The organism is Litchfieldia stipae, from assembly GCF_014837155.1.
Taxonomy (GTDB): domain Bacteria; phylum Bacillota; class Bacilli; order Bacillales; family Bacillaceae_L; genus Litchfieldia.
Map to the genome: position 1 here is coordinate 40385 of NZ_JACYHA010000017.1, position 24043 is coordinate 64427.

General features: G+C 37.2%; 25 protein-coding genes. 7 read left to right on the forward strand and 18 right to left on the reverse strand.

Going from position 1 to position 24043, the window contains the following annotated elements:
* Positions 1 to 102: 102 nt before the first annotated feature.
* On the forward strand, positions 103 to 2655 hold the full coding sequence (locus F7888_RS17065; protein ID WP_191781650.1) for a rhamnogalacturonan lyase: 2553 nt from the start codon (positions 103 to 105) through the stop codon (positions 2653 to 2655).
* Positions 2656 to 2705: 50 nt separating this feature from the next.
* On the opposite strand, the gene F7888_RS17070 is transcribed toward F7888_RS17065, so the two are convergent.
* The 9 genes from F7888_RS17070 to F7888_RS17110 all read right to left on the reverse strand — a co-directional run bounded on the left by F7888_RS17070 (position 2706) and on the right by F7888_RS17110 (position 10421).
* On the reverse strand, positions 2706 to 3251 hold the full coding sequence (locus tag F7888_RS17070) for a GNAT family N-acetyltransferase (protein WP_191781542.1): 546 nt from the start codon (positions 3249 to 3251) through the stop codon (positions 2706 to 2708).
* A 230-nt stretch (positions 3252 to 3481) separates the two neighbouring features.
* Positions 3482 to 4465, reverse strand: a complete 984-nt coding sequence (locus tag F7888_RS17075; protein ID WP_191781545.1) for a ribose-phosphate diphosphokinase — start codon at positions 4463 to 4465, stop codon at positions 3482 to 3484.
* A 185-nt stretch (positions 4466 to 4650) separates the two neighbouring features.
* On the reverse strand, positions 4651 to 5076 hold the full coding sequence (locus F7888_RS17080; protein ID WP_191781547.1) for a hypothetical protein: 426 nt from the start codon (positions 5074 to 5076) through the stop codon (positions 4651 to 4653).
* A gap of 95 nt (positions 5077 to 5171) precedes the next feature.
* Entirely contained in the window at positions 5172 to 6092 is a 921-nt protein-coding gene (pfkB, locus tag F7888_RS17085; RefSeq protein ID WP_191781549.1) for a 1-phosphofructokinase, read from the reverse strand.
* 126 nt (positions 6093 to 6218) lie between these two features.
* Positions 6219 to 6830 (reverse strand): DUF2812 domain-containing protein, encoded by a 612-nt coding sequence (locus tag F7888_RS17090; protein ID WP_191781551.1) that lies wholly within the window; start codon positions 6828 to 6830, stop codon positions 6219 to 6221.
* Between the two features lie 14 nt (positions 6831 to 6844).
* Entirely contained in the window at positions 6845 to 7159 is a 315-nt protein-coding gene (locus F7888_RS17095; RefSeq protein ID WP_191781554.1) for a PadR family transcriptional regulator, read from the reverse strand.
* A 140-nt stretch (positions 7160 to 7299) separates the two neighbouring features.
* The gene (locus tag F7888_RS17100) at positions 7300 to 8133 is read right to left on the reverse strand and encodes a hypothetical protein (protein ID WP_191781556.1); all 834 of its coding nucleotides are present in this window, start codon (positions 8131 to 8133) and stop codon (positions 7300 to 7302) included.
* 118 nt (positions 8134 to 8251) lie between these two features.
* Entirely contained in the window at positions 8252 to 9505 is a 1254-nt protein-coding gene (locus tag F7888_RS17105) for an MFS transporter (RefSeq protein WP_191781558.1), read from the reverse strand.
* Between the two features lie 508 nt (positions 9506 to 10013).
* Complete coding sequence (locus F7888_RS17110; RefSeq protein WP_191781560.1) at positions 10014 to 10421, reverse strand: VOC family protein; 408 nt, start codon at positions 10419 to 10421, stop codon at positions 10014 to 10016.
* Between the two features lie 162 nt (positions 10422 to 10583).
* On the opposite strand from F7888_RS17110, the gene F7888_RS17115 reads away from it, so the two are divergent.
* Positions 10584 to 10931, forward strand: coding sequence for a PadR family transcriptional regulator (locus F7888_RS17115; protein ID WP_191781562.1), 348 nt, complete (start codon positions 10584 to 10586; stop codon positions 10929 to 10931).
* On the forward strand, positions 10918 to 11916 hold the full coding sequence (locus tag F7888_RS17120) for an HAAS signaling domain-containing protein (protein ID WP_191781564.1): 999 nt from the start codon (positions 10918 to 10920) through the stop codon (positions 11914 to 11916). The genes F7888_RS17115 and F7888_RS17120 overlap by 14 nt, the downstream gene beginning before the upstream one ends.
* A 53-nt stretch (positions 11917 to 11969) precedes the next feature.
* Here the strand turns inward: F7888_RS17120 and F7888_RS17125 are convergent, their stop codons facing one another.
* The 5 genes from F7888_RS17125 to F7888_RS17145 all read right to left on the reverse strand — a co-directional run bounded on the left by F7888_RS17125 (position 11970) and on the right by F7888_RS17145 (position 18756).
* A complete protein-coding gene (locus F7888_RS17125) occupies positions 11970 to 12677 on the reverse strand; it encodes a DNA alkylation repair protein (RefSeq protein WP_191781566.1) in 708 nt (235 codons plus the stop codon).
* 146 nt (positions 12678 to 12823) lie between these two features.
* Complete coding sequence (locus F7888_RS17130) at positions 12824 to 14413, reverse strand: solute:sodium symporter family transporter (RefSeq protein ID WP_191781568.1); 1590 nt, start codon at positions 14411 to 14413, stop codon at positions 12824 to 12826.
* Positions 14414 to 14754: 341 nt separating this feature from the next.
* On the reverse strand, positions 14755 to 16314 hold the full coding sequence (locus F7888_RS17135) for a response regulator (protein WP_191781570.1): 1560 nt from the start codon (positions 16312 to 16314) through the stop codon (positions 14755 to 14757).
* 17 nt (positions 16315 to 16331) lie between these two features.
* The gene (locus F7888_RS17140; RefSeq protein ID WP_191781572.1) at positions 16332 to 17765 is read right to left on the reverse strand and encodes a sensor histidine kinase; all 1434 of its coding nucleotides are present in this window, start codon (positions 17763 to 17765) and stop codon (positions 16332 to 16334) included.
* Positions 17752 to 18756, reverse strand: coding sequence for a sugar-binding protein (locus tag F7888_RS17145; protein ID WP_191781574.1), 1005 nt, complete (start codon positions 18754 to 18756; stop codon positions 17752 to 17754). The genes F7888_RS17140 and F7888_RS17145 overlap by 14 nt, the downstream gene beginning before the upstream one ends.
* Positions 18757 to 19035: 279 nt before the next feature.
* Between F7888_RS17145 and F7888_RS23095 the strand changes: the two genes are divergently transcribed.
* Complete coding sequence (locus tag F7888_RS23095; RefSeq protein ID WP_412096011.1) at positions 19036 to 19470, forward strand: CBO0543 family protein; 435 nt, start codon at positions 19036 to 19038, stop codon at positions 19468 to 19470.
* A 52-nt stretch (positions 19471 to 19522) separates the two neighbouring features.
* On the opposite strand, the gene F7888_RS17150 is transcribed toward F7888_RS23095, so the two are convergent.
* The 4 genes from F7888_RS17150 to F7888_RS17165 all read right to left on the reverse strand — a co-directional run bounded on the left by F7888_RS17150 (position 19523) and on the right by F7888_RS17165 (position 21526).
* Positions 19523 to 19900 (reverse strand): VOC family protein, encoded by a 378-nt coding sequence (locus F7888_RS17150; RefSeq protein ID WP_191781576.1) that lies wholly within the window; start codon positions 19898 to 19900, stop codon positions 19523 to 19525.
* An 87-nt stretch (positions 19901 to 19987) separates the two neighbouring features.
* Positions 19988 to 20383 carry a VOC family protein gene (locus F7888_RS17155; RefSeq protein WP_191781578.1) on the reverse strand — a complete coding sequence of 132 codons (396 nt, stop codon included), beginning with the start codon at positions 20381 to 20383 and terminating at the stop codon, positions 19988 to 19990.
* A 140-nt stretch (positions 20384 to 20523) separates the two neighbouring features.
* Entirely contained in the window at positions 20524 to 20976 is a 453-nt protein-coding gene (locus F7888_RS17160; RefSeq protein ID WP_191781580.1) for an SRPBCC family protein, read from the reverse strand.
* 79 nt (positions 20977 to 21055) lie between these two features.
* A complete protein-coding gene (locus F7888_RS17165; RefSeq protein ID WP_191781582.1) occupies positions 21056 to 21526 on the reverse strand; it encodes a GNAT family N-acetyltransferase in 471 nt (156 codons plus the stop codon).
* Positions 21527 to 21628: 102 nt separating this feature from the next.
* Between F7888_RS17165 and F7888_RS17170 the strand changes: the two genes are divergently transcribed.
* The 3 genes from F7888_RS17170 to F7888_RS17180 all read left to right on the forward strand — a co-directional run bounded on the left by F7888_RS17170 (position 21629) and on the right by F7888_RS17180 (position 23987).
* Entirely contained in the window at positions 21629 to 22090 is a 462-nt protein-coding gene (locus F7888_RS17170; RefSeq protein ID WP_191781584.1) for a GNAT family N-acetyltransferase, read from the forward strand.
* 223 nt (positions 22091 to 22313) lie between these two features.
* A complete protein-coding gene (locus F7888_RS17175) occupies positions 22314 to 22895 on the forward strand; it encodes a copper resistance CopC family protein (RefSeq protein WP_191781586.1) in 582 nt (193 codons plus the stop codon).
* A 3-nt stretch (positions 22896 to 22898) separates the two neighbouring features.
* Positions 22899 to 23987: a copper resistance D family protein gene (locus F7888_RS17180; RefSeq protein WP_191781588.1), complete on the forward strand. Its 1089-nt coding sequence runs from the start codon at positions 22899 to 22901 to the stop codon at positions 23985 to 23987.
* Positions 23988 to 24043 lie beyond the last annotated feature (56 nt).

Here is a 24043-nt window from a genome sequence, read left to right on the forward strand (position 1 = left end):
TTGTAAGCGTTGTCAAATATGTTGATTTTCACCACGTTTAACTTCTTAGGGGAAACATGAAAGATGAAGAGTTTTACGATAAAAAAACAGGAAGGTGAAAAAATGAAAAAGTCTTCAATCTCAAAAAAGATTATCACTAACGTCTTAGCAACGAGCTTAATTTTCACTGGAGTTGTCGGTGCTTCAGCTGCTGGCGGTAAGGATAAGAATCCAACTTCAATCACTCAAGGAATTCAGCTAGAATATTTGGATCGAGGATTAGTCGCTGCTTCGACATCTGAAGGAACCTTTCTTTCATGGCGATTATTAGCAAATGAAGTCACTGGTTATTCTGATAACGGGTTGACTGGTGCAAACTTCAATGTCTATCGTGATGGCAAAAAAATCGCAACTGTTGATGACAGTACAAACTTTCTGGATAAAGAAGGTACACCTACCTCTAGTTATTATGTAAGTGCTGTTGTCGATAACAAAGAAATCGATCAAAGTGAGTCTGTTAAGCCTTGGGCAAATTCTTACTATGATTTACCATTACATAAGCCAGCTGATGGAGTGACACCTGCAGGCGAAGCATATACCTATTCTGCAAATGATATGAGTGTTGGTGATGTTGATGGTGACGGCCAATATGAATTTTTTGTTAAATGGTATCCTTCCAATGCTAAGGACGTTTCACAAAAAGGTTATACAGGGAACACGTATATTGATGCCTATAAGCAGGATGGAACACTACTCTATCGTATTGACTTAGGAGTAAATATCCGCTCTGGTGCTCACTACACCCAATTCTTAGTCTATGACTTTGATGGAGATGGAAAAGCAGAAATGATGTTTAAAACGGCACCAGGTACAAAGATCTTAAAGTTTGATAAAGATGGGAACGTCGCTTCAGAAGAATATATTACGATGCCAAAAGAGGATATTGACGCTGGATATAGTCATGAAGATGACTATCGCATGAGCAGTGAAGATTACTATAATCACTTAGTCGACATGTTTATGGGCTGGCATGAGCATGAAGAGGTTGTTGCAAATAACTGGCCAGCAACATTAGAAGAAAGCTTTGGCATTGAGCCACAATATAATTATCCGTTATCGAAAGAGGATGCAGAAAGTCTAGTCGATTATTTCATTGATGTGTATGCACCTGCAAGAAGTGCCCGTAATGATTTACGAGATTTCGAAGGTTTTATTTTATCAGGACCTGAGTATTTAACTGTATTTAATGGGGAAACTGGTGCAGAGCTTGACACGATTCACTACACAATCGACCGTCATGATGATGGATTGATGTGGGGAGATTATGCGATGAGCAGAATTGAGCCAGGTAACCGTGTTGACCGTTTCCTTGCTGGAGTCGCTTATCTTGATGGTGACAAGCCTTCAGCTATTTTTGCTCGTGGATATTATACAAGAAGCACCATTGTTTCATATGACTGGGATGGAAAGAATATTAAAGAAAAGTGGACAGTAGATAGTGGCTGGACACCAATGGCTAATCCATTTAATGCTGGACCACATGGAACACCTGGAACAAATGAAGAATTTGCATATTTAACAACGCAAGGCGCTCACTCATTAAGCACTGCGGATGTTGATGGAGATGGCAAGCAAGAAATCATTTACGGTTCGTCAACGATTGACCATGACGGTACCCTTCTCTATAATTCACGAGATATCATGCCAGAGGGTAGTGGAGCACCAGGGACAGAAGCTGGACTTGGCCATGGAGATGCACTACATGTAGCAGATATTGATCCAGATCGTGAAGGCTTAGAAATCTTCATGGTGTTTGAAGGCGGGGCATGGGCTCCTTATGGATATGCCTTACGTGACGCTGCAACTGGAGAAGTCATTTATGGTGGCTATACTGGTAGAGATACTGGTCGTGGAATGATCGGAGATGTTGATCCAACTCGTAGAGGATTAGAAACATGGGCTGTTGGCTTATGGACAGCACAAGGAGAACATATCAGTAACAGTGCACCTGGAACAAATATGAATATTAAATGGTCAAAGGATATGACAACTCAAATTATCAATGGGGCTGAAAATCAAACACCTTCTATTGATGATTGGAAAAATGGTCGAGTGCTTACTGCCACTGGAACGAGAACAAACAACGGAACAAAAGGAAATCCAAGTCTAGTTGCAGATGTTTTCGGTGACTGGAGAGAAGAACTTCTTGTTCGCACAGAGGATAGCTCAGCCATCCGTATTTACCTAAGTGATGAAGTAACTGACCGTAAGCTTTATACACTGATGCATGATGCTCAATATCGAACTGGTATTGCATGGCAAAACGTTGGTTACAACCAACCTTCATACCCTAGCTTCTATTTTGCATCAGACACTGATTTCTCTAAAGTACCTGTACCACAATTTATCACTCCTGGTGAAGTCAACAGAGTAGAGAAATTAATCGAACAATATAAAGCAAGCGATGACTTAACTGGACCTTTAGTATCACAATTAGAAAATACATTAAAGCAAGTAGAGCATCATTTACAAAAGGGATCTGAAAAGAATGTTATTCGTTTCATGGATAAATTCATCGATCAACTGAACAAAGCAAAGAAGAATCAACTTTCTGAAGCAGCTAAATTAAACTTATCACATCAAGCTCAATTATTTATTGATCGTTTTGAGAACTAAGTAAATAACACTGCAAAGAGGATCTCTTATTATAGGAGATCCTCTTTCTATTAATGGGGCAGATTTACTGTTTCCCACTCTTCTCTTAAAATGCCCATACGAATTGAATCATAATATTTGCCTTCATAAAAACGTACTTTTCTAATACGAGCTTCCATTTGCATTCCTAATTTCTCTGCTACCCGAATCATTCGCTCATTCCCTGACCAAGTGGTTACCCCTACTCTTACAAGTGGTAAGAAATTAAATATATGATCCATCCAAAGCTTCAGAGAACGAGTTCCTATTCCCTTATTCCAATTTCCGGCTTCATGGATAACAATCCCTAATTCCAACCAGACAGCTTGTTTATCTTCAAAATAATAACTAACAATCCCACATACAACTTCATCTACTGTTATTACCCACATATCCTCTGCACCAATCCATTGTGATGCAGTTTCCATGAATACTTCGAATGGTTTAGATTTATGAGGAAAATAAGGTGCATCCCACTTTTTCCATTCTGGTGCATCCTCTTTATAAATTAACTCCCATAGCTTCGCTAAATCCTGCTCCTCAATCGGCCGAATGATTAATTCGTTATCTTGATACATACATATCCTCTTTTCAATAATGTTTTTTTAATCTTAGATTGAAAAGAAGACAATTTCCCCTCTACTTTTCAATCACCTTGTTTAATTGAATCTGTTTCATCTCGATCACAACCTTTCCTTAGTCATAGTTTTATTGTATCATTTTACCAATTGAAAGTTTAAGTGTTTTTATTCTTCGTCCATATGTAACACAAAGAGGCAAACTATACAGTTCGCCTCCCCTACATTCATTATTCAAATAAAGGACTTACCGCTTTCTCATTATGAATTCGATCAATGGCATCTACAAATAATGGTGCGACAGATAATGTAACCATTTTATCCATCTGCTTTTCTTCAGGTATGTGAATGGTGTTTGTCACCACTAATTCATTGATGGCTGATGATTCAATTCGTTCAACTGCAGGTCCTGAGAGGACAGCATGAGTACAGCAAGCATAGACGGCTTTTGCCCCTTTTTCCATCAAAGCATTTGCAGCAACTGTGATTGTTGCACCAGTATCGATTAAATCATCTGTTAGAATGACGTTCTTCCCTTCAATGTTTCCAACAATGTTCATGATCTCAGACATATTACGTTCTGGGTGTCTACGATCAATTAACGCAATGGGAGCACCTAAGCGATTCGCTAATTTTCTAGCTCTTATTACACTCCCATTATGCGGAGCAACCACGACTACATCCTCTAAGCCCTTGTTCTCATAATACTCGGCAAAGATACGCATCCCATTTAAGTGGTCCACCGGTATATCAAAGAATCCTTGAACCTGAGGGGCATGAAAGTCCATTGTTAGAACTCTCGTTGCGCCTGCTCTCACTAATAGATTTGCGATTAACTTCGCAGTAATTGGCTCTCTCGATCTTGCTTTCCGATCCTGACGCGCATAGCTATAGTAAGGAATGACGACATTAATAGACTTTGCAGCAGCTCTTTTCAATGCATCAATCATGATTAAAAGCTCCATAATATGTTCATTACTAGGGTATGAAGTAGATTGAACGACATATACTTCACTGCCTCGAATACTTTCTTCTATATTAAGATGGATTTCACCATCACTAAATCGAGAAACAGAGCTCTTCCCAATCTCACATCCGAGAATTCTTGCCATCTCTTGTGTTAGCTCTTGATTTGAATTTAATGCAAACAATTTAAATTTATTCGTAAGTTGATATGTCACCGTTTGTCCCCCATGATTCTTTTTTCTTTCCATTATCCTATTGTACATGAATATAGCATATGGGAAACATTTTTTATTTATACACAGTGTATTTGTTATAAATTGAGGCTGTTTTCTAGCCGCAGGAGTCTACATGGATTCCGCCTGCTAGAGATTCCATTTACAATTTTGTTATATTAAATTTTTTTTAAAAAAACAGCACATTAAATGTCCTTAACCTACTCTGAAATAAGTAACTCTCTTAATTGATTCGTCGTTTTTGAAGAGGTTACATATGTTTCTCCTTCGCCTATCATATACATCAATATACTAGTTTCATCTTCTTCACCCAGCCATAAGTGAATTGCATGGGTAGGAAGTCCATCTTTATATTCTACCATAACATCGAAATCTGGTTGTGTTGGGTTAAAATCCATCTCTTGTAGTGTTGCATTCCTGATCGCTTTCTCAAACACTTGAATCGACTTCTTATCATTAAATGAATGAAGCAACTCAAAGTTCATGTCACCAAATCCATTTGATTTAGATACATTGACTTCAATCACCTTCTCATCCAATAGAACCATTGTCTCCTCTTGATTCATTTGACAGCCCACTAACAATGCAATGCTAACTAATCCAACAAAAAAATATATAGCCCTCATCCCGTACTCTCCCAATCTATCGTCTCATTTTCTAACTCTTCCTATAATAGAATATACCACAAAAAAAAAGCCGACAAAGCGCCGACTTCATTGGACTATCCAATTTGTTTAATGTCAACTTCTGGCTTCAATCGGTCTACATCTTCTTTGGTACACAAATCAAGAGCAAACGCGGTTGCACTACCTGATGCAACACCATGACGAAATGCCTCAACTAAATCCGGATTCTGTGAATAGGCACCAAGAAAACCTGCGACAAGTGAATCACCAGCACCAACAGAGTTCTTCACCGTCCCCTTTGGTACAGTCGCTTGATATACGCCATCCTTCGTAATGAGTAATGCACCTTTTCCAGCCATTGATATAGCTACATTTTCTGCTCCTAATTCAAGCAGTTTTTTTCCGTAAGGAATGGCTTCTTCAGCAGTCTCAATCGTGACATCAAACAATTCACCAAGCTCATGATGGTTGGGCTTAATAAAAAATGGTCCCTGCTCGACAATATCTAATAGAACCTTGCCACTTATATCAACAACAACCTTCGCACCGCGACTAACCGCAATCTTGGAAAGCTGCGTATACAAATTGCTAGGCAAGCTACTTGGAATACTTCCCGCAAGGACAAGTATATCCCCACTTTTTAAACTTTCCACCTGATTTACAAGCTGGGAAAATTGTTGGTCTGTAATCGCAGGTCCTTGACCATTGATTTCAGTTTCAGTCGTTGAATCAGATGTTAATTTCATATTAATTCTAGAATCACCATTTACTTCGATAAAATTAGTGGAAATTCCCTCACTTTTAATCACATCATCAATAAATCTTCCTGTAAAACCACCTATAAAACCGAGTGCCTCACTCTCAACCCCTAGTCGCTTTAATACTCGAGAAACATTAATTCCCTTCCCACCTGGGTATTTAGCGTCAAAAGACATTCGATTAATCGAACCAAGTTCAAATTCTTTCACATGAACAATATGATCAACAGACGGGTTTAATGTGCAAGTATAAATCATGATTTCACTACCTTTTCGGTTTCTTTCAAAAAACAATCAAAAACATTCAATTTCAATCAAAATACTCCATTAATTATAAACGATATACAGGACACGTCAACTAATTCAACAAAATTTTATAAGATACTACTCTTTATTCATCTCATACAATTTTTTAGCTTGATAGCCAAACACTATATTTAAAATTAACATTACTGGAATGAATAGCCATATAAAACTTCTAAATAGGACAAATGGAGTCTCGAATAAGAAGGCTCCCCAGAAGGAGATCCCCTTCATTTCCCATAAACCAGGTGTATAAAATAACTCCTTTGGATGTAACAATGCATTAACATCAATTACATCTGTGGTTAAAAGTGCTACAAATATGGGGATAAAGCAAATGGTTGTTTCTGTAAACATATCAGATAGCCGTTTATATTTCCCAGCTTTTGAGAGCTTATCAGAGAAAATATCTTCCTCCATAGCATCATTCAACTTTTGAAAATATTGTGTTCCAGAGTTCTTTGAACCTGCAATATGCTTCCAGCCACTGTCTTCAAACAGTGTGCAATAGTCTATGAAGTCCTCTTGTTTTTTAAACTTTCTATAATCAATTTTAATCTTGGCATCCTCTGGATCCGTTAATAGAAATTTGTATCCAAACGTTCGATCCTTTAATTGATAGCCTTTTTTCGCCATTTCCTCTAGCCACTTTTCCTCTTTATCAAAATCTAGGAAAAATTTAAATTTCCTCATTGTACCACCCCTTATTATTGCTCAAATACGTTTTTAGTTATGCTAATCATATGCTTCATTCGTTCAAAGTCTAATCGTAGAACATCCTTGCCTTTTTCAGTAATCACATATGTTTTTCGTCGCTTATCATCACTCTTAACTGCTTGAATTAATTGGTGTTTTAACAAATTCTCAATCGCACCGTAAAGTGTTCCTGCTGCTATCTTTACCTGATGATCACTTAATTCCTCTACTTTTTGCATCATTAAGTAACCGTGCGCTGGTTCTATTAGTGATAAAAGAATGTAGTATGTCGTTTCAGTTAATGGTAAATTCTTATCTCGATTCATTTGATTCCTCCGAGTACCTATTATTATAAAGGTAAACTATATAGTTCAACTATACAGTTACATTTTATACAGTTTAACTGTATATGTCAATTGAGTGAACTAAAAAAGGCAGCGATTTCCGCTACCTTTTTATTATTTATTTATAATGCCATACTCAGTATTCCTTCAACCACATTTAGATTTTCATCTAATTCTAATTTAGTGCATAAGCTATTATGCACTTTCAGAAACTCAGGTATAATACTTCTCATTACATTAAAAATGTCCTCAGGTTCTCTGGTACTATGCCAACGTTTAAGTAGAACAAGTTGCCATTCAACTAATTTACTTCTATCCCCTTCAAACTTTGCCCAATCTCCGAACGTATTTGGTTGAATTCCTGCATCCATATACCAACCAGTGACCATTGAAAGTCGTAAGTTATCTAGGCATTGTAGAGCATAATATATCTCATTTCTCATAATCCTTCGATAAGCTTCGTGTACATATGCAAAAAACTTCGCTCTCCAAATCTCAACTTCTGTAACAGTTGGAGAGTAGGATAACTTCATAGATTTTTCTAGAATATCTTTCAGAAAATCTTTGGTATCCCTGACAATGTTTATATTTTGGAACCAGACTGAAGGTTCAATATCTATCGTTTTATAATAAAAACTATCAATTTTAATGAACGTGTTATAATGAGCGATACTATAAGTTGCCCATGGAAAATCTTCAAAAAACAAAACTTCGCCCCAATTTGTAGCTCTTTGTTTTTTATTCAACCTATATTCTTCGAAAACATCGTCTCTGACAACTATGCGGAGATCAATATCTGAATACAAGTCAGTATTTTTATTTCCCAGTGAACCTCCATAAAATACACCTAAAATATTTTTATCGTCCAATAAATCTTTTTCAATTTCTATCAATAAATCCTCACGATGTTTTGGTATGTCTAAATCTCTATCCTTATGTTTACTTTCTAATCCCACACATCTCCAACCAACTCCTTTTCTTTTAATAAATTATATCAATGGTTTCCAGCTACTTCATAATTCTCAAAAAAAAGAGACGAAATCTTAATAATTTCGTCTCTTTTTACCTATTAGTTTATTTCGCTGGCTCCGTAACAACTGACTTACCAGTTTCGAGTAGTACTTTGTTTCTACCTAAGAGTAAGGACAGGATGAACAATAGTATACCTGTTCCGATTAGAAGCCATTCTACTTCGATGACGTCTGCCAATGGTCCGAAAATTAGCATTCCGATTGGCATCATTGATGTTGAAATCATTCCAAACACACCGAAGATTCTTCCTAAGTAGCTTTCGTCTACTTTCTCTTGAATTAACACAGTTGTTGGCGTATTAAAGATTGGCATCGCGAGACCAAATGCCGCCATGAAGACTAAATAAATCCAGAAAATCGGTACAACTCCTAAAGCAAATGTACATAACCCCATTATAATACTTGCTAACGTCATTGTATGAATTTTATTATTAAATCCACCCCAAGCAGCAATGATTCCGCCTCCAGCCATCATTCCTATCGAGAAGGCAATTTCGATTGCTGGTAAACGCCAAACATCATCACCAAACGTACGCGTTACTTGAAGTGGTGTCAAAAAGGCAGCTGGTGCCATTAAGACGAAGAATACTCCAAAGAATAGGAATAACTGTTTCAAGAAGTTGTGATTCTTAATGTACACAACACCTTGCTTGAAATCATTGAAATAGCTTGTTGGTTGTTGATCAGTTGCCGCTTTCTTATGCGCCATAATTTTCACAAACACTATTAACGTGAAGATAGCTATCGCTGCGGTCACTACATCGATAAAGAAAATGACTTCAAGAGTAGCTACATTCAATAAGCCTGCACTTACAATCGGTGCAACAAACATAATAATTGCTTGTATACTTCCGTTGATTCCATTCACTTTCGTTAGTTGTTCTTTTGGTACGATTTGCGGTAAGATCGCTCCTACTGCGGGAGTTTGGATTCCGGTTCCGATAGCTCTGACTGCTGCCATTAGGAATAATAGCCAAATTGCGTCATATCCAGTCATGAATACAATTGCAAGGATCAATGTTGCTAATGCAATTAAGCTATCGGCGATAATAATGAGATATTTTCGGTTATACCGATCCGCCCATACACCTGCAAACGGCGATAAAATAAAGGTAGGAATGAAACCACATATGATGAATATCGTCATCATCATTCCTGATTTTGTACTAAGAGTGATATGCCACATGATTGCATATTGGACTAATGCCGAACCAAATAGCGATATCGTTTGACTGCTTAGAAATAGTATAATATTCTTCTTCCATTGTTCAAATCCACGTTCATTTACTGAGTTCATCTTCTCACGACCTTCTTTTTTCTTTAATTTTTAGATAAATAGCACATGAAATCCCCAGTAAATCAAGCACGTTCTTTTATTATAGCTGTCCTCATATATAGTTGCTTCTACCCTCGCAGTCTGAATACACTCCGCGTCCTGTGGGGACTCACGACTCCCACGGGAGGGTCGACACTATTACATATGAATCAATTAACCTACATATAAAATAAAAAATCACAGACACCTGTCTTGTGATTTCCTGAGTAAACGTATGGAAAAAGAAAGGCAGACTGATCGCCTTTCTTCAATGTCATCTATATCCGAAATGAAGATTATTAAAAAAAGGACAGACTGATCCCGTTTACTCTGCCACAAAAACAGAGCCTTTGAACGTATTCAATTACTGGTTCAAAGATACGAAACGTAGTCTAACTGATTGCATTTTTAATAACCCTCCTCTACCTAAAATCAGTCTAATTATAGATGGATATGTACTAAAAGTCAAAAGGATTTTCACCTTGACAACTTAATTATCTTCTTTTGGTAAGTCAATTTGCCAAGACACGCCAAATTTATCATTCACCCAGCCAAATTTCTGACTAAATCCATAATCCCCAAGCGGCATTAGCGCTACTCCACCTTCACCTAATTTTTCATACAGATGGTCAAGTTCCTCTTCTGAGTCACATGTAAGAAAGATTGAAATCGCAGGTGTAAAGTCAAATTTATGTTTGACGAAACTATCAAAAACCATGAAATTTTGTCCTTTTAATGTAAAAGTCGCATTCATGATCGTTCCTTCTTTTCCTTGCTCATTTGGACCGTAACGAGTAATACTTGTAATTTCTGAATCCTCAATGATTGATGTGTAAAAATTCATTGCTTCCTCAGCATTATAATCTTGAAACATTAAAAAGGTCGAAATCTTTTTCAAAACGAGTCAACTCCCTTATTTTTATAACAGCTTGTTTTAAACATAACAGAATTTCTCATATTTAATCAAATATCTTCATTGCTTTCATCACACACATAGTGTATGATACATAGTATAAATCATATACTGTATAACACATAGTATCCTAAAAGAGGTGAATACATGGGTAATTTATTGCAATCATTATCAACAGAGCTTAGAAGAGGTACGTTAACACTCGCGGTTTTAAGTCAATTACGGACCCCACAATATGGCTATTCACTTGTTCAATTATTAGAAGCATCAGGGATTACGATTGACCAAAGTACCTTATACCCATTGCTTCGTCGTTTAGAAAAACAAGAGTTGCTGACAAGCAGCTGGGACAAATCTGAGAGCAGACCCCGCAAGTACTATGAACTTAGCGAATACGGGTTAGAGGTTTTTTCACAGCTAAAAAAGGAGTGGCTCGAGGACTCACAACGGCTCTACAGCTTATTGAAGGGAGAGGAAGAAAATGAAACTGATTGAGATTTACATTCATGAAGTGACTAGGAGATTGCCAGAAAAGAATCGGGATGACATCGCACTTGAGTTAGAATCAACCATCGAGGATATGCTACCTGAGGATTACACGGAAACAGACGTAAAGTCGGTTCTTGAAAAACTAGGCAGTCCAGTAAAATTGGCTAGTAGCTATCGAGATCGTCCAATGCACCTTATTGGTCCACGTTATTTTGATGTTTATGTCTCTTTATTAAAAATGATTGTCCCGATTGCTGCAGTTGTAACATTCATTGCGATGATTGGTGAGTATTTTATTGGGTATCAAGGTGAAGAAGCGTTAATCAATGTTATTCTAGACATTGTTGGCTTCGGTATTTGGAGAATCATTGATGTGTCGATCCAGACATTCTTTTGGTTCACACTTGTATTTGCAATCATAGAACGAGTGGATAAAAGAACAGATGACCAACCATTGACCACAAGTCTTTCAAAGTGGACGCCAGATGATTTAAAACAGATCGCTTATATCCCTAAGAAAAAAGCGATTTCCAAATTTGAGGTGTTTGGCGGTTTAATGTGGACTGCAATCTGGGTTACGCTCTATTTTTACGCAAATCAATTGCTAGGCATATATATTGGGCGAAACGAAGGCCTTGAATTTGTGATTCCAGCGCTTAACCAAGATGTTTTATTACGATATTGGCCGGTTGTATTATTAGTTGCATGCTTAGAAATCGCCATCGCTCTTGTAAAACTAATCAAAGGACAATGGACGAAAAGATTGGCTACCTACAACACGGCCCTTCAGCTATTTTCAACCATCGTATTTACAATTATCATCGTAAATCCGAACATCTTCAATCATGAATTTATTACCTATCTGACCAATTTATTTTCGATGAATGGTAATCCATTTAAAACATGGCTAGTTCTTACTATCATCATCTCATATATTATCACTGCAGCAATCAGTGTATATGATGGTTATCGCAAGGCGAATCTTCGATGACATAGCAAAAGATGTGAATCTCCGATCCGGTGACTCACATCTTTTGATTTATTTTAACATCTTACATATTTACGTTTGAAGCCAAGTTTTCCTCGGTCTACTTCTTTTTGGATTGTTTCTGAAGGGTTTAGCAAGCTAGGCTTTTTCTTTTCTCGTTTGACCTCTACAATGCCAACTTCCTTAGCTGTTTCAACTGCTTTTTCATGCAAAGGTACATATGAAATTCCAACCGTGTATAGAAAATTATTCATCGATGCTTTCGTTCGTTCTGGTGCATCGTGTATGGTACTTTTCACTTGATCGAGCATTGTTGATATTTTACTTTCGGAGAATTCTTCATTTTTGCGATTCCCTAAAAGCCAGCAGTAACAGCTCCAGCCACCTGACATTCTAAGCTCGTCCCCGCTTGCAATCCATTTATCAGCAACTTCTTGCGCGATATCTGACTCTGATAGTGTAACTGCAACGACATAATCAGACAGCATATAAAAGTAAGCACCATCCATCCAACGATCATAATCAGATTCAGTCATTCCCTTTGGATCGGCGATAATTCCTGCGAAATACATCGCATCATAGTTACCTGTTGCATAAAGCTCTTCAGCTAAGTCTTGATTGATTTTGATTTTCTTAGCAATTGGCTTCATCGCACCTGTAGCCACTCCAAAAAGAGGCTCATGTGCCCCATTAGATATGTACATCTTTTTTGTTCGTTCCTTGCCGAGCGCTTCAAGCTCCTGCAACACTGTGTCAACATCCATGATTCCACTTCCTTCCTAATACCTTCATTCTGACCAATAAACAGTTCTTTCTTTCATATTACCATTATTCTTCATTCTAGTAATCCATCCCGACCAATAAAAAATAAGAGCCCTATCAATCAGGACTCTTATTTGAAGAAAACTAGTTATGAAGCTATTCCATAAGTTGAGAAGATTGTATAAACAATAATCATTGCAACGACTGCTGCAAGCCCCATTGGAAATAAGAGCTTCCATGGTGTTAAATCAACCGCTTTTACATCCTCTAACACAAATTCTGTATCTCGTGGTTTGAAGTAACCTATAACAAGCATCAGAGTAACGCATACAACAAATAGGACCGCTAAAATGTGTAGGTAATGAATTCCACCATCCCAAACGATTTGCGTAAATCCATACACTCCAATGAATACAATCAACGAAACCTTTGCAGCAATGGCTGGGACTCTCTTTGTTAAATAACCCATAAGGACAATTGTTAAGATTGGTACATTATAAAACCCATTAACCATTTGGAAATATTGGAAGAATCCTTCTGATGCAAATGCCAATAATGGTGCAACACACATCGCAAAAATCGCTAAGAAAATTCCTATCAGTTTCCCTTTTTTAATCAACTCTTTATCAGTCGCTTTTGGATTAAAATATGGCTTATAAATATTTAATGTAAATAGTGTAACCGTTGAATTTAATACAGAGTTAAATGATGATAAAATCGCACCAAATAGGACCGCTGCAAAGAAACCAACTAATGGTGTAGGTAATACATGTGTAACAAGCATCGGATACGCATCTACTGATTTAAGACCTGAACCAAAAATATTGAATGCGATAATTCCAGGTAAAATTAAGAATACTGGACCTAATAACTTTAAGAATGCTGCAATGATTAACCCCTTTTGACCTTCTTTTAAGTTTTTCGCTGCAAGCGCACGCTGCATAATATGCTGCGCTGTACCCCAATAAAACAAGTTAACTAATAGCATACCTGAGAACATTGTTCCAAATGGTACTGGGTCAGATGGTCCACCAATTGCGTTTAGCTTTTCCGGCGTTTTTTCCATAATCACACCAAATCCCTCGATAGGATTACCGCTTCCTAGCACAGCTAAACCTAAGATTGGAATTAATAAACCACCAATTAATAAACCAATTCCGTTAATCGAGTCAGAGATGGCTACTGCTTTTAATCCACCAACAATCGCATAAATCGAGCCAACGATCCCAATGGTCCATACAGTAATCCAAAGAGCTGCTGTTGGGCTTACTCCTAACATTTCTGGTACATTGAAGATACCACTTAAAGCAACCGCCCCTGTATAAAGGATTGGTGGTAATAAATTTAAGATAAATCCAAATAAAAACAGAATCGTAACAATTTGTTTGGTTCCGCTATCAAAACGTTTTTCTAAAAAATCTGGTATCGTTGTAATACCACCTTTTAAATATCTTGGTAAGAAATACAAGGCAACGATAACAAGTGCGATCGCTGAGCCAACTTCCCATCCCATTGATGACATGTTATACGAATAGCCTTCTGCATTTAGTCCAATTAGCTGCTCAGTTGAAAGGTTGGTCAGCATCAATGAACCACCAATGACCCATCCTGTTAAGCTTCGTCCACCAAGGAAATATCCGTCCTGAGTTTCAAGATTTTCACCGCGAGTGGCACGATATGAGATAAATGCAACTAGCAGGGTAAAAAATATAAATGATAGGATTGTAACTAGATTCATGATGTTTCTCCTTCTTAATGTATGATTTTTTATAATAAGTAATTAGAACAATACAGTTGAATATCTTACAAACTATGAACTTATGTTTTTCACACTAACGCTGAAAAAGATTCATTACAAAACCTACTTAGCACCTCCAAAGTCTTATTGATAACCTTTTCAAAGAATGGTTGCGTATTCAAAATGATCTATCATTTTGCCTTCCAAAAACTTGATAATTTCAATTTATCATAAATTAAACAAGGTGGAATCGCTTCCACCTTCACATTCTTGTCAAATATCTGGACATTTTTGTCATGTGTTCAAATCATAAAAAAAAGAAGTAACGACATTCAGCTTCGTTACTTCTTTGTACTCATTAACTTTCGTCTATATTCACTTGGACTAAGGTCTGTTTCCTTCTTGAACACTCGACTGAAATAATTAGGGTCTTTGTATCCAATAGTAAGGGCAATTTCTTTCAATGAAAGACGGTCATCTCGTAAAAATTTCTTTGCTTTATTTAACCGTGCTTGAGTCAAATAATCAATAAAGGTGATATCAAAGCGATCCTTGAATAGTTTACTTAAATAGTAGGAGCTTAATCCTACTTTTTCAGCCACATCATCTAAAGTAATTTGTTTATGGTAGTTATGGTCAATATAAGCTTTTGTATTCAAGAGGAGAACATCTATATCGTTCTTTCGCCACTCTCTTATATGCTCCATAATCGAAATCAAATGACTCTTAGCCCTCTCTCTAACCTGCATAGGTGATTCTAACATCTGTAGACTTAACTGTACTTCTTCATCGATCCCAAGCTCTTTAATTGGCCTTGTTAATACGCTAAAGAACTCTTCCATTCTCTTCATGGTTTCTTTTAATTCATGTTGGCTTGCTTCATGAACTAATTGAAAGTACGTATCAAATTGCTGTAAGCTTCTTTGAAGATCTCCTTCTTTTATGGCTTCAATCAATTCCTTCTCTTTTTCAAAGGGGATGAGCTCTTGCCTTTTCTTCTTAAGCTCGGGATGGAAGATCATATAATTAGCGGTCTGATGATTATAGACTGATTCTAACGCATACACAGCCTCTTCATAGGATTGAGGAAAATAACCCGTATGTTCGACAACACTTCCCGTCCCAGCTAGTAATCTAGCTGATTCCTTATGTTGAAAAGCACTGATTGTAGATAACAGGACATCCTCTTGTACTGTCCCTTTTGATGAAAAAACAAACACAGGTACTTGATAGTTAATGAGTGGCCCTACTAAACAATCTAGATTTTGTTCATGTAAAATTATTCTTAACCTCTGATACCATCGTTCCTTGTCCTTTCGATCGGAGAAACCATCATGGGCTTGAAAGGAAAAAATAATCACAAAGCCACTTTTCTCTTGTAAGTCGAGCCACTGATCCCAATCTTCCTTCTGAAAATCATGAACATCATCCATCATCATTGAAAAGACAAACTCCCTTTCAACAAGGGTACTAATTCTCTCCAGGCGCTGACTTAGTTCCTGTTGGTGAACTTTATTTTTCTGAGTTTCTTCTATTTCCATAACCATCCGATCAACAGCTTCAAGAACATCAGAGAGCTTACTTGGCTTCAGTAAATACTCCTTCACCCCATATTTCATCACCTGTTGTGCATATTCAAACGTATTGAATGCAGACACCATAATACATTTTGTCGTCGGGAGTTTAGAGAGTATTTCCTTCACCGCTTGGACTCCATCCATTCGTGGCATTTTGATATCCATAAAAATTAAATCAGGCTTATGTTCTAATGCAAGCTCGACTGCTTTCTGACCATTAGAAGCTTCGGCAACTACTTGAATATTAGAACGATTTCTTAGTAACATGAGCATTAAACCTTCACGTTCGATTGGTTCATCGTCTACTAGCATGACCTTAATCATATTCGCCCTCCTTTCTTTTAGATTTCTTGAGTTTTTCTTATTTTTGTGATGACAGTTGTGCCATGACCGAGTTGAGATGAAATCGTTACCTCATTTTGCTTATCAAATAATTTTAATCGTTCCACGACATTTCTCATCCCAATACCATTTGAGTGGCCTTTCGTTTCTTCATGATGGAATTCATGACGATCTTTTGGATTCAACAGCTTTTCAATGGTTCCTGGTTCCATTCCAATCCCATTATCACTAATTTCAATCATGACAAATTGGTCATTTTGATAAATACGCAATTCAATTTTCGCATCCTCTGATAGCTCCTCAACCCCATGTATAAAAGCATTTTCAACGATGGGTTGAAGCGTTAAGCTAGGAATCGGCGTCTGAAGACAGGTAGAATCAATGTTTTCTATAAATTCCACACGGTCGCCAAATCTAGACTTTTGAATGAAAAAATACTCTTTAACAATTTGAACTTCATCTGCTAGAACAGTTGGTCTTGTTAAATCTCCTAAATTATAGCGGAGTAAGGCAGACACGGATGAAATCAGGTCACTCGTGCGTTCAGCCCCTTCGATATAAGCTGTTTTTGAAATCGTATTTAATGTATTAAATAAAAAGTGAGGATTTATTTGGTTTTGTAGACTTCGTAATTCAGTTTCTTTTAAGAGCTGAGCCAGCTGAGCCTTTTCTTCAATTTCGTTCACTGAAAGCTCTATATTTCTTTTCATTTGATTGAATGTCTTCGTTAAAAACCAGAGCTCGTCCTTCGTTGAAACACGGACATCAGGTCCAGAATAATTTCCTGCAGAAATCTCCTCAGCTGATTTGGTTAAGCTACTAATGGTTCTTGAGATTCCATTGGAATACCATAAGGCAAATAATAGACTTAACGTGATCAATGCTAGAAAGAAGCTTGTTCCCATCATTTTTGTATAGGCTACTTTTTGCTCTACGAGATTGTAGATTTGATGATAATTAAGCAGCTCTTGATTTGTTAGATCCTGCGTCATTTCATATATATAGCGTGAAATCACTTCTGCTTCATTTAAGGAAACAGAATAACGTTGAATGTTCTGTTGCTTCACTTCAGCAATCGTTTGATCTATGTTCTCTTCAAAACTAGTTATCATATGTTGATAGTTTTTTTGAGAAATCAAATCTACATACAGCTCGGTACTATTATATTGTTCTTGCAAGCTAGATAACTCTTGTTTATGTTTATCCAAAAACTCTAGGTTTCCTTGAATCGGATCTAGCACGTAGATATGAAGAGACTGAAACGTATCATTGGTCACCCTTGTTATTTCATTTAACAGAAATAACCGATCCATTCTTTCATCATTTAGTTCTAATACCTTTTCATTATGTTGATGTTGGATATAGGCAATCATGACGATAAATACAAGAACAACAGCAAAGTAAAGAAGCAATCTTGTTCTAATTTTCAACATGATCGGTCACCTTTATTTCTGCTATATTCTCTTTTCGTATAGCTTTCGTATCAGTATGATAGACGCTCTGAAAGCTATTTCCCTCAAGGATATCTAACATTCTTTCCACACTTTGATAGCCCATTTCAAATGGGGTTTGAGCAATGATTGTTTGAATTTTCCCCGTTTCTAATAATTGAAGCGTTTCACTTAACGCATCAAAGGCAACAACATACATATCGTCTTGTTTGTTAAGCGATTGAACAGTTGCTGCAATCCCAATTCCATCAAGGGCACTCGTTCCAAAAAGAGCTGTCACCTCTTCATGGTTTGTTAAGATTCGATAAGCTTTTTCTTCTGCCCCAACTCTTGTAATGTTTGATTCCTCAATTGCAACAACCTCCATTCCCGCTACCGTTTCAACAGTATCAAGAAACCCTTCCACCCTTAATTGATGATGTGCAGAAGAAAAACTACCAGTAATAATCCCGATTTTTGCGTGACCATTTGTATCCTCAATCAATGCCTGTCCAGCCATCTGCCCCGCAAGATAATTATCTGTCCCAATATAGGTAGAGCGTTGACTTTGCGGCGAGTCTGTATCAATTGTCACAACTGGGATCCCTTCCGCCACCGCCTTATTGATCATCGGTCTAAACTTCTCATCATTAATCGCTTGCACAATAATCCCATCAACCTTGGATTTGATGGCCATATCCAATAGCTTTAATTGTTCATCTGGATTCGCTCGACGCGGACCTTTGTATTCTACATACACATCATTAACAGCCTCTGCTTTTTTCGCACCTTGCCCAACTAACTGCCAATAATCATTATCCATTTCTTCCCCAATCAGGACAAAATGGGATTTTGGTTCATTTGCTGCTTCAGATGAATATTCATTAATCTGCCATTCTATCTTTTGGACCTTGAATGAAGAGTAAAAGAAAAAAAATAAAGCTCCTATAGAAGCAGCTATTAACACAACATAAATCAATGACTTTCTCGTCATAATAACCTCCAGTAAAAGGAAACGAATTTCTGAAGTTTATCTTAACAAGGACAATGGAACAGGTCAATGAGAAGGAACCTCACTGTTTTTATTAATCCTTTAGATTGATATCTCCTCAACAAGAATTTTTTGCGACATAAATAAAACTGTTTGCAATCGCAAATAATTTAGTATAGGGCGATCCTATGCGGTTATACACTACCATCTGATTGAAATAGAGGTGCTTTTATGATTGACATGATTATTTTATTTGCAGGAACCTTCTTTGGACTTTTTTCAATGCCTTCTTGGTTTAGGAACAAATCTAAAGCATTCTGGATCCCCTTTTATTTGTTGAACTGTATTTTTAATTATCTATCTGACAAAATACTCGTTGAGAAAAAGGCAATTGAGTATCCGGTACGATTCTTACCAAAGGTTTTCAAAGTAAACTTCATCTATAATTTTCTAGTCTGTCCATTTATCACCTTTCGATTTTGTCTATCTACAAACCCAGCTTCTCTAAAAGATATAATCCTTAAATTACTCATATTCTCATTGCCACAGGGCCTTTATGAAATTATTTTGGAAAAGAAAACAAATACCATCAAATTTAAAGGAAATTGGAAGGGATATTACTCACTCGCGCTTGTTTTTGCTTTTAAAATCATGAGTTTGGGGGTTTATATCATCCTTAAAAATATGATGTCAAAAAGGGAAGCTTCATCGAGATAGAAAAGAAGGACAGGAATGATTGTTCCTACCCTTCTTTTTCTAGGGAAACCTCTTATTTATCTTCTCTTAATAAATACTCATTTCCGTCTTGGTCATAAAACGTGAACATCGTTCCAAATGGCATTCGTAACATTTCGTCCACTTTCACACCCTTCTCCACTAATTTCTCGTAAGCTGACTCAACATCTGTCGTGCTGAAAAGAATCGATGGGTGAGACACTTTAGTTGGTTGTTGCTGTTCCATCGCAGCTTTAGAGTATAGAACTAATGTAGTGAATTCGTCTTCACTTGGTCCTACCTCTATCCATGCCATATTCGGTCCCATCGGTTGCTCAAGTTTTAGGACAAAATCCATTTTGTTTAACCAGAAGTCCTTTGCCTGTTGCTGATCTTGTACATATACCGTTATTTTACCAATTTTATTAATCATGAGATTCCTCCTGTTGATTATGTATTTAACGCATTGGGGACGGTTCTCACTCTGCCCAAAACAGAGTGAGAACCGCCCCCAAACTTCTTATTTCGCATTCTCATCAGTCTGATGAATGCCAAATGTGTTGCCTTCTGTATCAATATAATATCCCTGCCAAGCCATGCCAGGCAGAGCATGCTTTGGCAAAGCTACCTTGCCACCAAGTGATAGAATTTTCTCCTCAGTGGAATCGTAATCCTTTATTTCCATTGTACAAGCGTAACCGTTCATCGCCTGACCTTGCTCTGGAGGAGCACTTTGGCGTTTCACGAGAGCTCCGTTTATCCCAAGCTCCTTTTCGTCACCTGTCACAGCTCCAAAATACGGCACACCCGCATAATCGCTCCAATCTTCAAACGTCCACCCAAATACTTCCCCATAAAACATTTTTGCTCGCTCCATGTCGTTCACATGAATTTCAAAATGAATTACTCTTCCCATGAAAGCCTCCTTATTTATTGTTGATTTGATTTCATTAAGTAAATACTACTTCTACTAGACTATAACCTTCTTCATTATTGGAATAATTAATAAATTTATTCATCATGAAAAGAAAAGTTGTAAAATAGTTTTCTAGTCCCTTACTTCTCTAAGTATTCTTTTAACGAATCCAAATCCTTTGCACATGCCTTTTTAAAGGAGCCTGCCATCATTTTACCGAAAAGTTTAGTTAAGCCAGTTAGACCATTTATCTCACCGTTCAAAGTAACCTCTGTATGGTGATTAGTTGAAGCCAAACTATATGTAAACACAAATTCTCCTTTACCGGTTGTTCCTTTCGTTCCATCACAGCGAAGGACAATTTTCTCTGGCTCATTCAGTTCAACCACTTCAAATTGTTCAGTCGCTTCCTTTCCAAACATTCTTCTTGTTTCCTTCCACTGACTACCTTCCTGCATTGGCCCCTGGTCTAGTCGCTCAATTCCAACAAAACCTTGCATCCACTGCCTGGCAGAATCAAGGTCTAGTAGTGCCTTATATGCTTCTTCTTTAGGGACATTTAGATTTCTTTTTACCTCAAAACGAATACTCAAGCTATTTTCCTCCTATTAACCAATTCTTACTATCATTATCTCACAATATGATTGGTTTAAATGAAGCCTACGTAGTTTTTTATTGCTGCTCAATGCACTTTATCATCGAAGCCACTTTTATATTGATTCCGTTAGGTTTATTAACAATCTCCTCATCATAAACCGAATAGCCTAGTGAAGTATATAAATTGATGTTTTTCACTACGTTCATACGGACCTTACAAGTGATTTTCGAAATATTCTCCTCGTTTGCTAGCTTTTCTAAATAACGTAGCATTGATTTCGCAATCCCTTGACCCTGCATCTCTGGAATAACTGATAATCTATAAAAATACAAACCTTCTTCAATGAATTTAAAGCGAACCATTCCAACAGGTTGACCATCCTTATATTGAATTAAACTCCGCTCTCCCTCTCTTTGAGCAGTTAAAATTGATTCCACTGTTTCATCCAATGCACTAGAAGGCTCCTCAGTATACACCTTAAATGCTTGAATCATTAAATCATGAATGACCGACACATCTGATAAATCAGCTACCTTAATTTCCAAAATGAACTCCTCCTTCTAGTTAGAACACAGAGGGACGGTCTAACTCTGCCTAGGTGTATGGTAACATTATAGCAAGAATATTCTTACAAAGGAGAAAAAACGATGATCTTAAGTCAAACAAGAGATGTTGAATTAATTGCTAAACTGAATAAGCATGTACATGATGTACACGTAGAGCAATATCCCGAGTATTTCCAAGAATATAACTATGAAAATATCTTAGCTTTCTATCAAGGGATTATTAATAAAGAAGAATTTCTCTTCCTTCTATTGGAGGATTTTAGCCAGCCAATAGGTTATGCTTGGGTTGAGATGAAGAACTATCCTGAAACTGCGTTTAAAAAGGAGTACAAATCAGTGTATGTCCATCAAATTAGTATTTCATATAATTATAGAAACAAAGGGTACGGTTCTATATTAATGGAAGAGATTTATTCAGTAGCTAGGTCGAATGGAATCAATCGCGTGGAATTGGATTATTGGACAAATAATCTAATCGCAATAGACTTTTACAACAAAAATGGCTTTGTGACATATCGTGAGTTGGTTTATAAGGAACTTTAATTCAAATCGGGGCGGTTCTTACTCTGCCTCGGCAGAGTGAGAACCGTCCCCATCCTTCCGATTTGTGAACAATTCATGAATGTTTTCCCTATTTACACCGTGTTAATTGCTCTTACAAGTGAATTATGGTAAGACTTGTATATGATTATCCCTTTTACTTTTCGTTTGAGGTTTTAAGTTCTATAAAAAAAGGGGAAATTATCAAGTATAGGAGGAATTAACGATGAAAAAGCTTATGACATTGACAACAGCATTGATACTAGCATTAGTAATCTCAAATAGCGTATTCGCTCATTCTCACTTGCAAGGATCGAATCCTGCGGATGGTGATGTGCTGACAGAGCCACTTACTGAAATTGTGCTCGAATTTGATGGAAATATTGAACAAGGGAGCTTCATTGAATTGACAAATGGGGCTGGAGAAAGTGTTGAACTTCAGGACACAGTCATTGGCGATGGTACTCTAACTGGTATCGCATCAGAACCGCTAGCAAACGAAGAGTACCAAGTGAATTGGAGTATTATTAGTGCAGATGGTCACCCATTAGAAGGCACTTTCTCATTTACAGTTGATGCTCCAGTTACCGAGCAAGCGGAAGAAGAAGAAGTTACAGAGGAGCCTGCTGAAACACCAGAAACGGTTGAAGAACCTGTGGATGAACCAGAACAACCAACTGAAACACAAGAAGAAACGACAGCCGATGAGGTGCAAGAAGATTCATCTTCTATGCCAGTCATATTATTTGTTCTATTATTGATCATCATTATCGCTGTAATCTTCTTTATCATGAAAAAAAGGAAATAGGTAATGGCTTTACTGACCATTCTTAGTCAAACCCTATTATTTCTATCTTTTTCATTTTTAGTAGGAAGCTTCATCCTATTACTTGCACCAAATGATTATCGACCAGATGTAACCTTTTCAAAACGCTTGCTAATGATTAGTAGCATTACTCTACCCATTTTCGCATTTGTACCTGTGTTGGACATTACATTATTTCTTGCTCCACGATTAGGTTTTGTTGACTCACTTATTATGGTTGTCACTTCGTACACGGTTGGGACAGCCTGGAGCTTCACCCTATTAGGTTCATTTCTTTTACTTAGTTTCATTGCTATCGGTTTTACAGAAAAGGCTAGTTTTGGTGCAATCGGTTCGTTACTGACATTAGGAATTATTCTAACGGTTGCTTGGTCAAGTCATGCAGGTGTCATGGATCCATTCTTAGGAATCATCGGAGACTTTCTTCATCTAGTTGCTGTGAGTATTTGGGTAGGAGTACTGCTAATTGCTGGTTGGTTTGCCAAAAACCATAACCATTGGCTCAATTTCTTAAAATGGTATTCATTGATGGCTTTTAGTTGCTTAATGATCACGGTGGTTAGTGGATTTTTGATGATGGATGTGCTTGTTGATGACTATGTGGACTCGTGGATGGTGTCTTATGGACAAGGATTACTAGCTAAACATTTATTTATTCTGCCACTCCTTTTTTATGCGTTAGTGAATGGATTGATTGTGAAGTATAAGTTATCAAAAGACACTACATTCAATCCTATCCCTTGGGTTCGCTTAGAGGGCATCATCTTATTCGTAATTTTTGCCATTACTGCGTTCTATTCTCAGCAGCCACCACCTCATGGGAATTTTCTAACGAGTGATGCAGTATCACCATTATTTCAGTTCTTTCATGGTGCTACCATTGATACCGAGAGTACGATTGGCTTTGTCACAAACGCAAATACCATTTTCTGGTTAGTGATTTCATTGTTAATTTTTGGTTTAATGGTAGTATCGTTTATGAAGAAAGCATCGATCGTGATATCATTTCTATTAAGTTGCCTAATTGTTATTTGCGTTTATGTAATGATTATGGTGACTGTAGTAGTAAGTTAAAATGAGAGTGTCTTCTAATAGAGGGCACTCTTTTTGTATGGAAGGTGGAGGTTTGA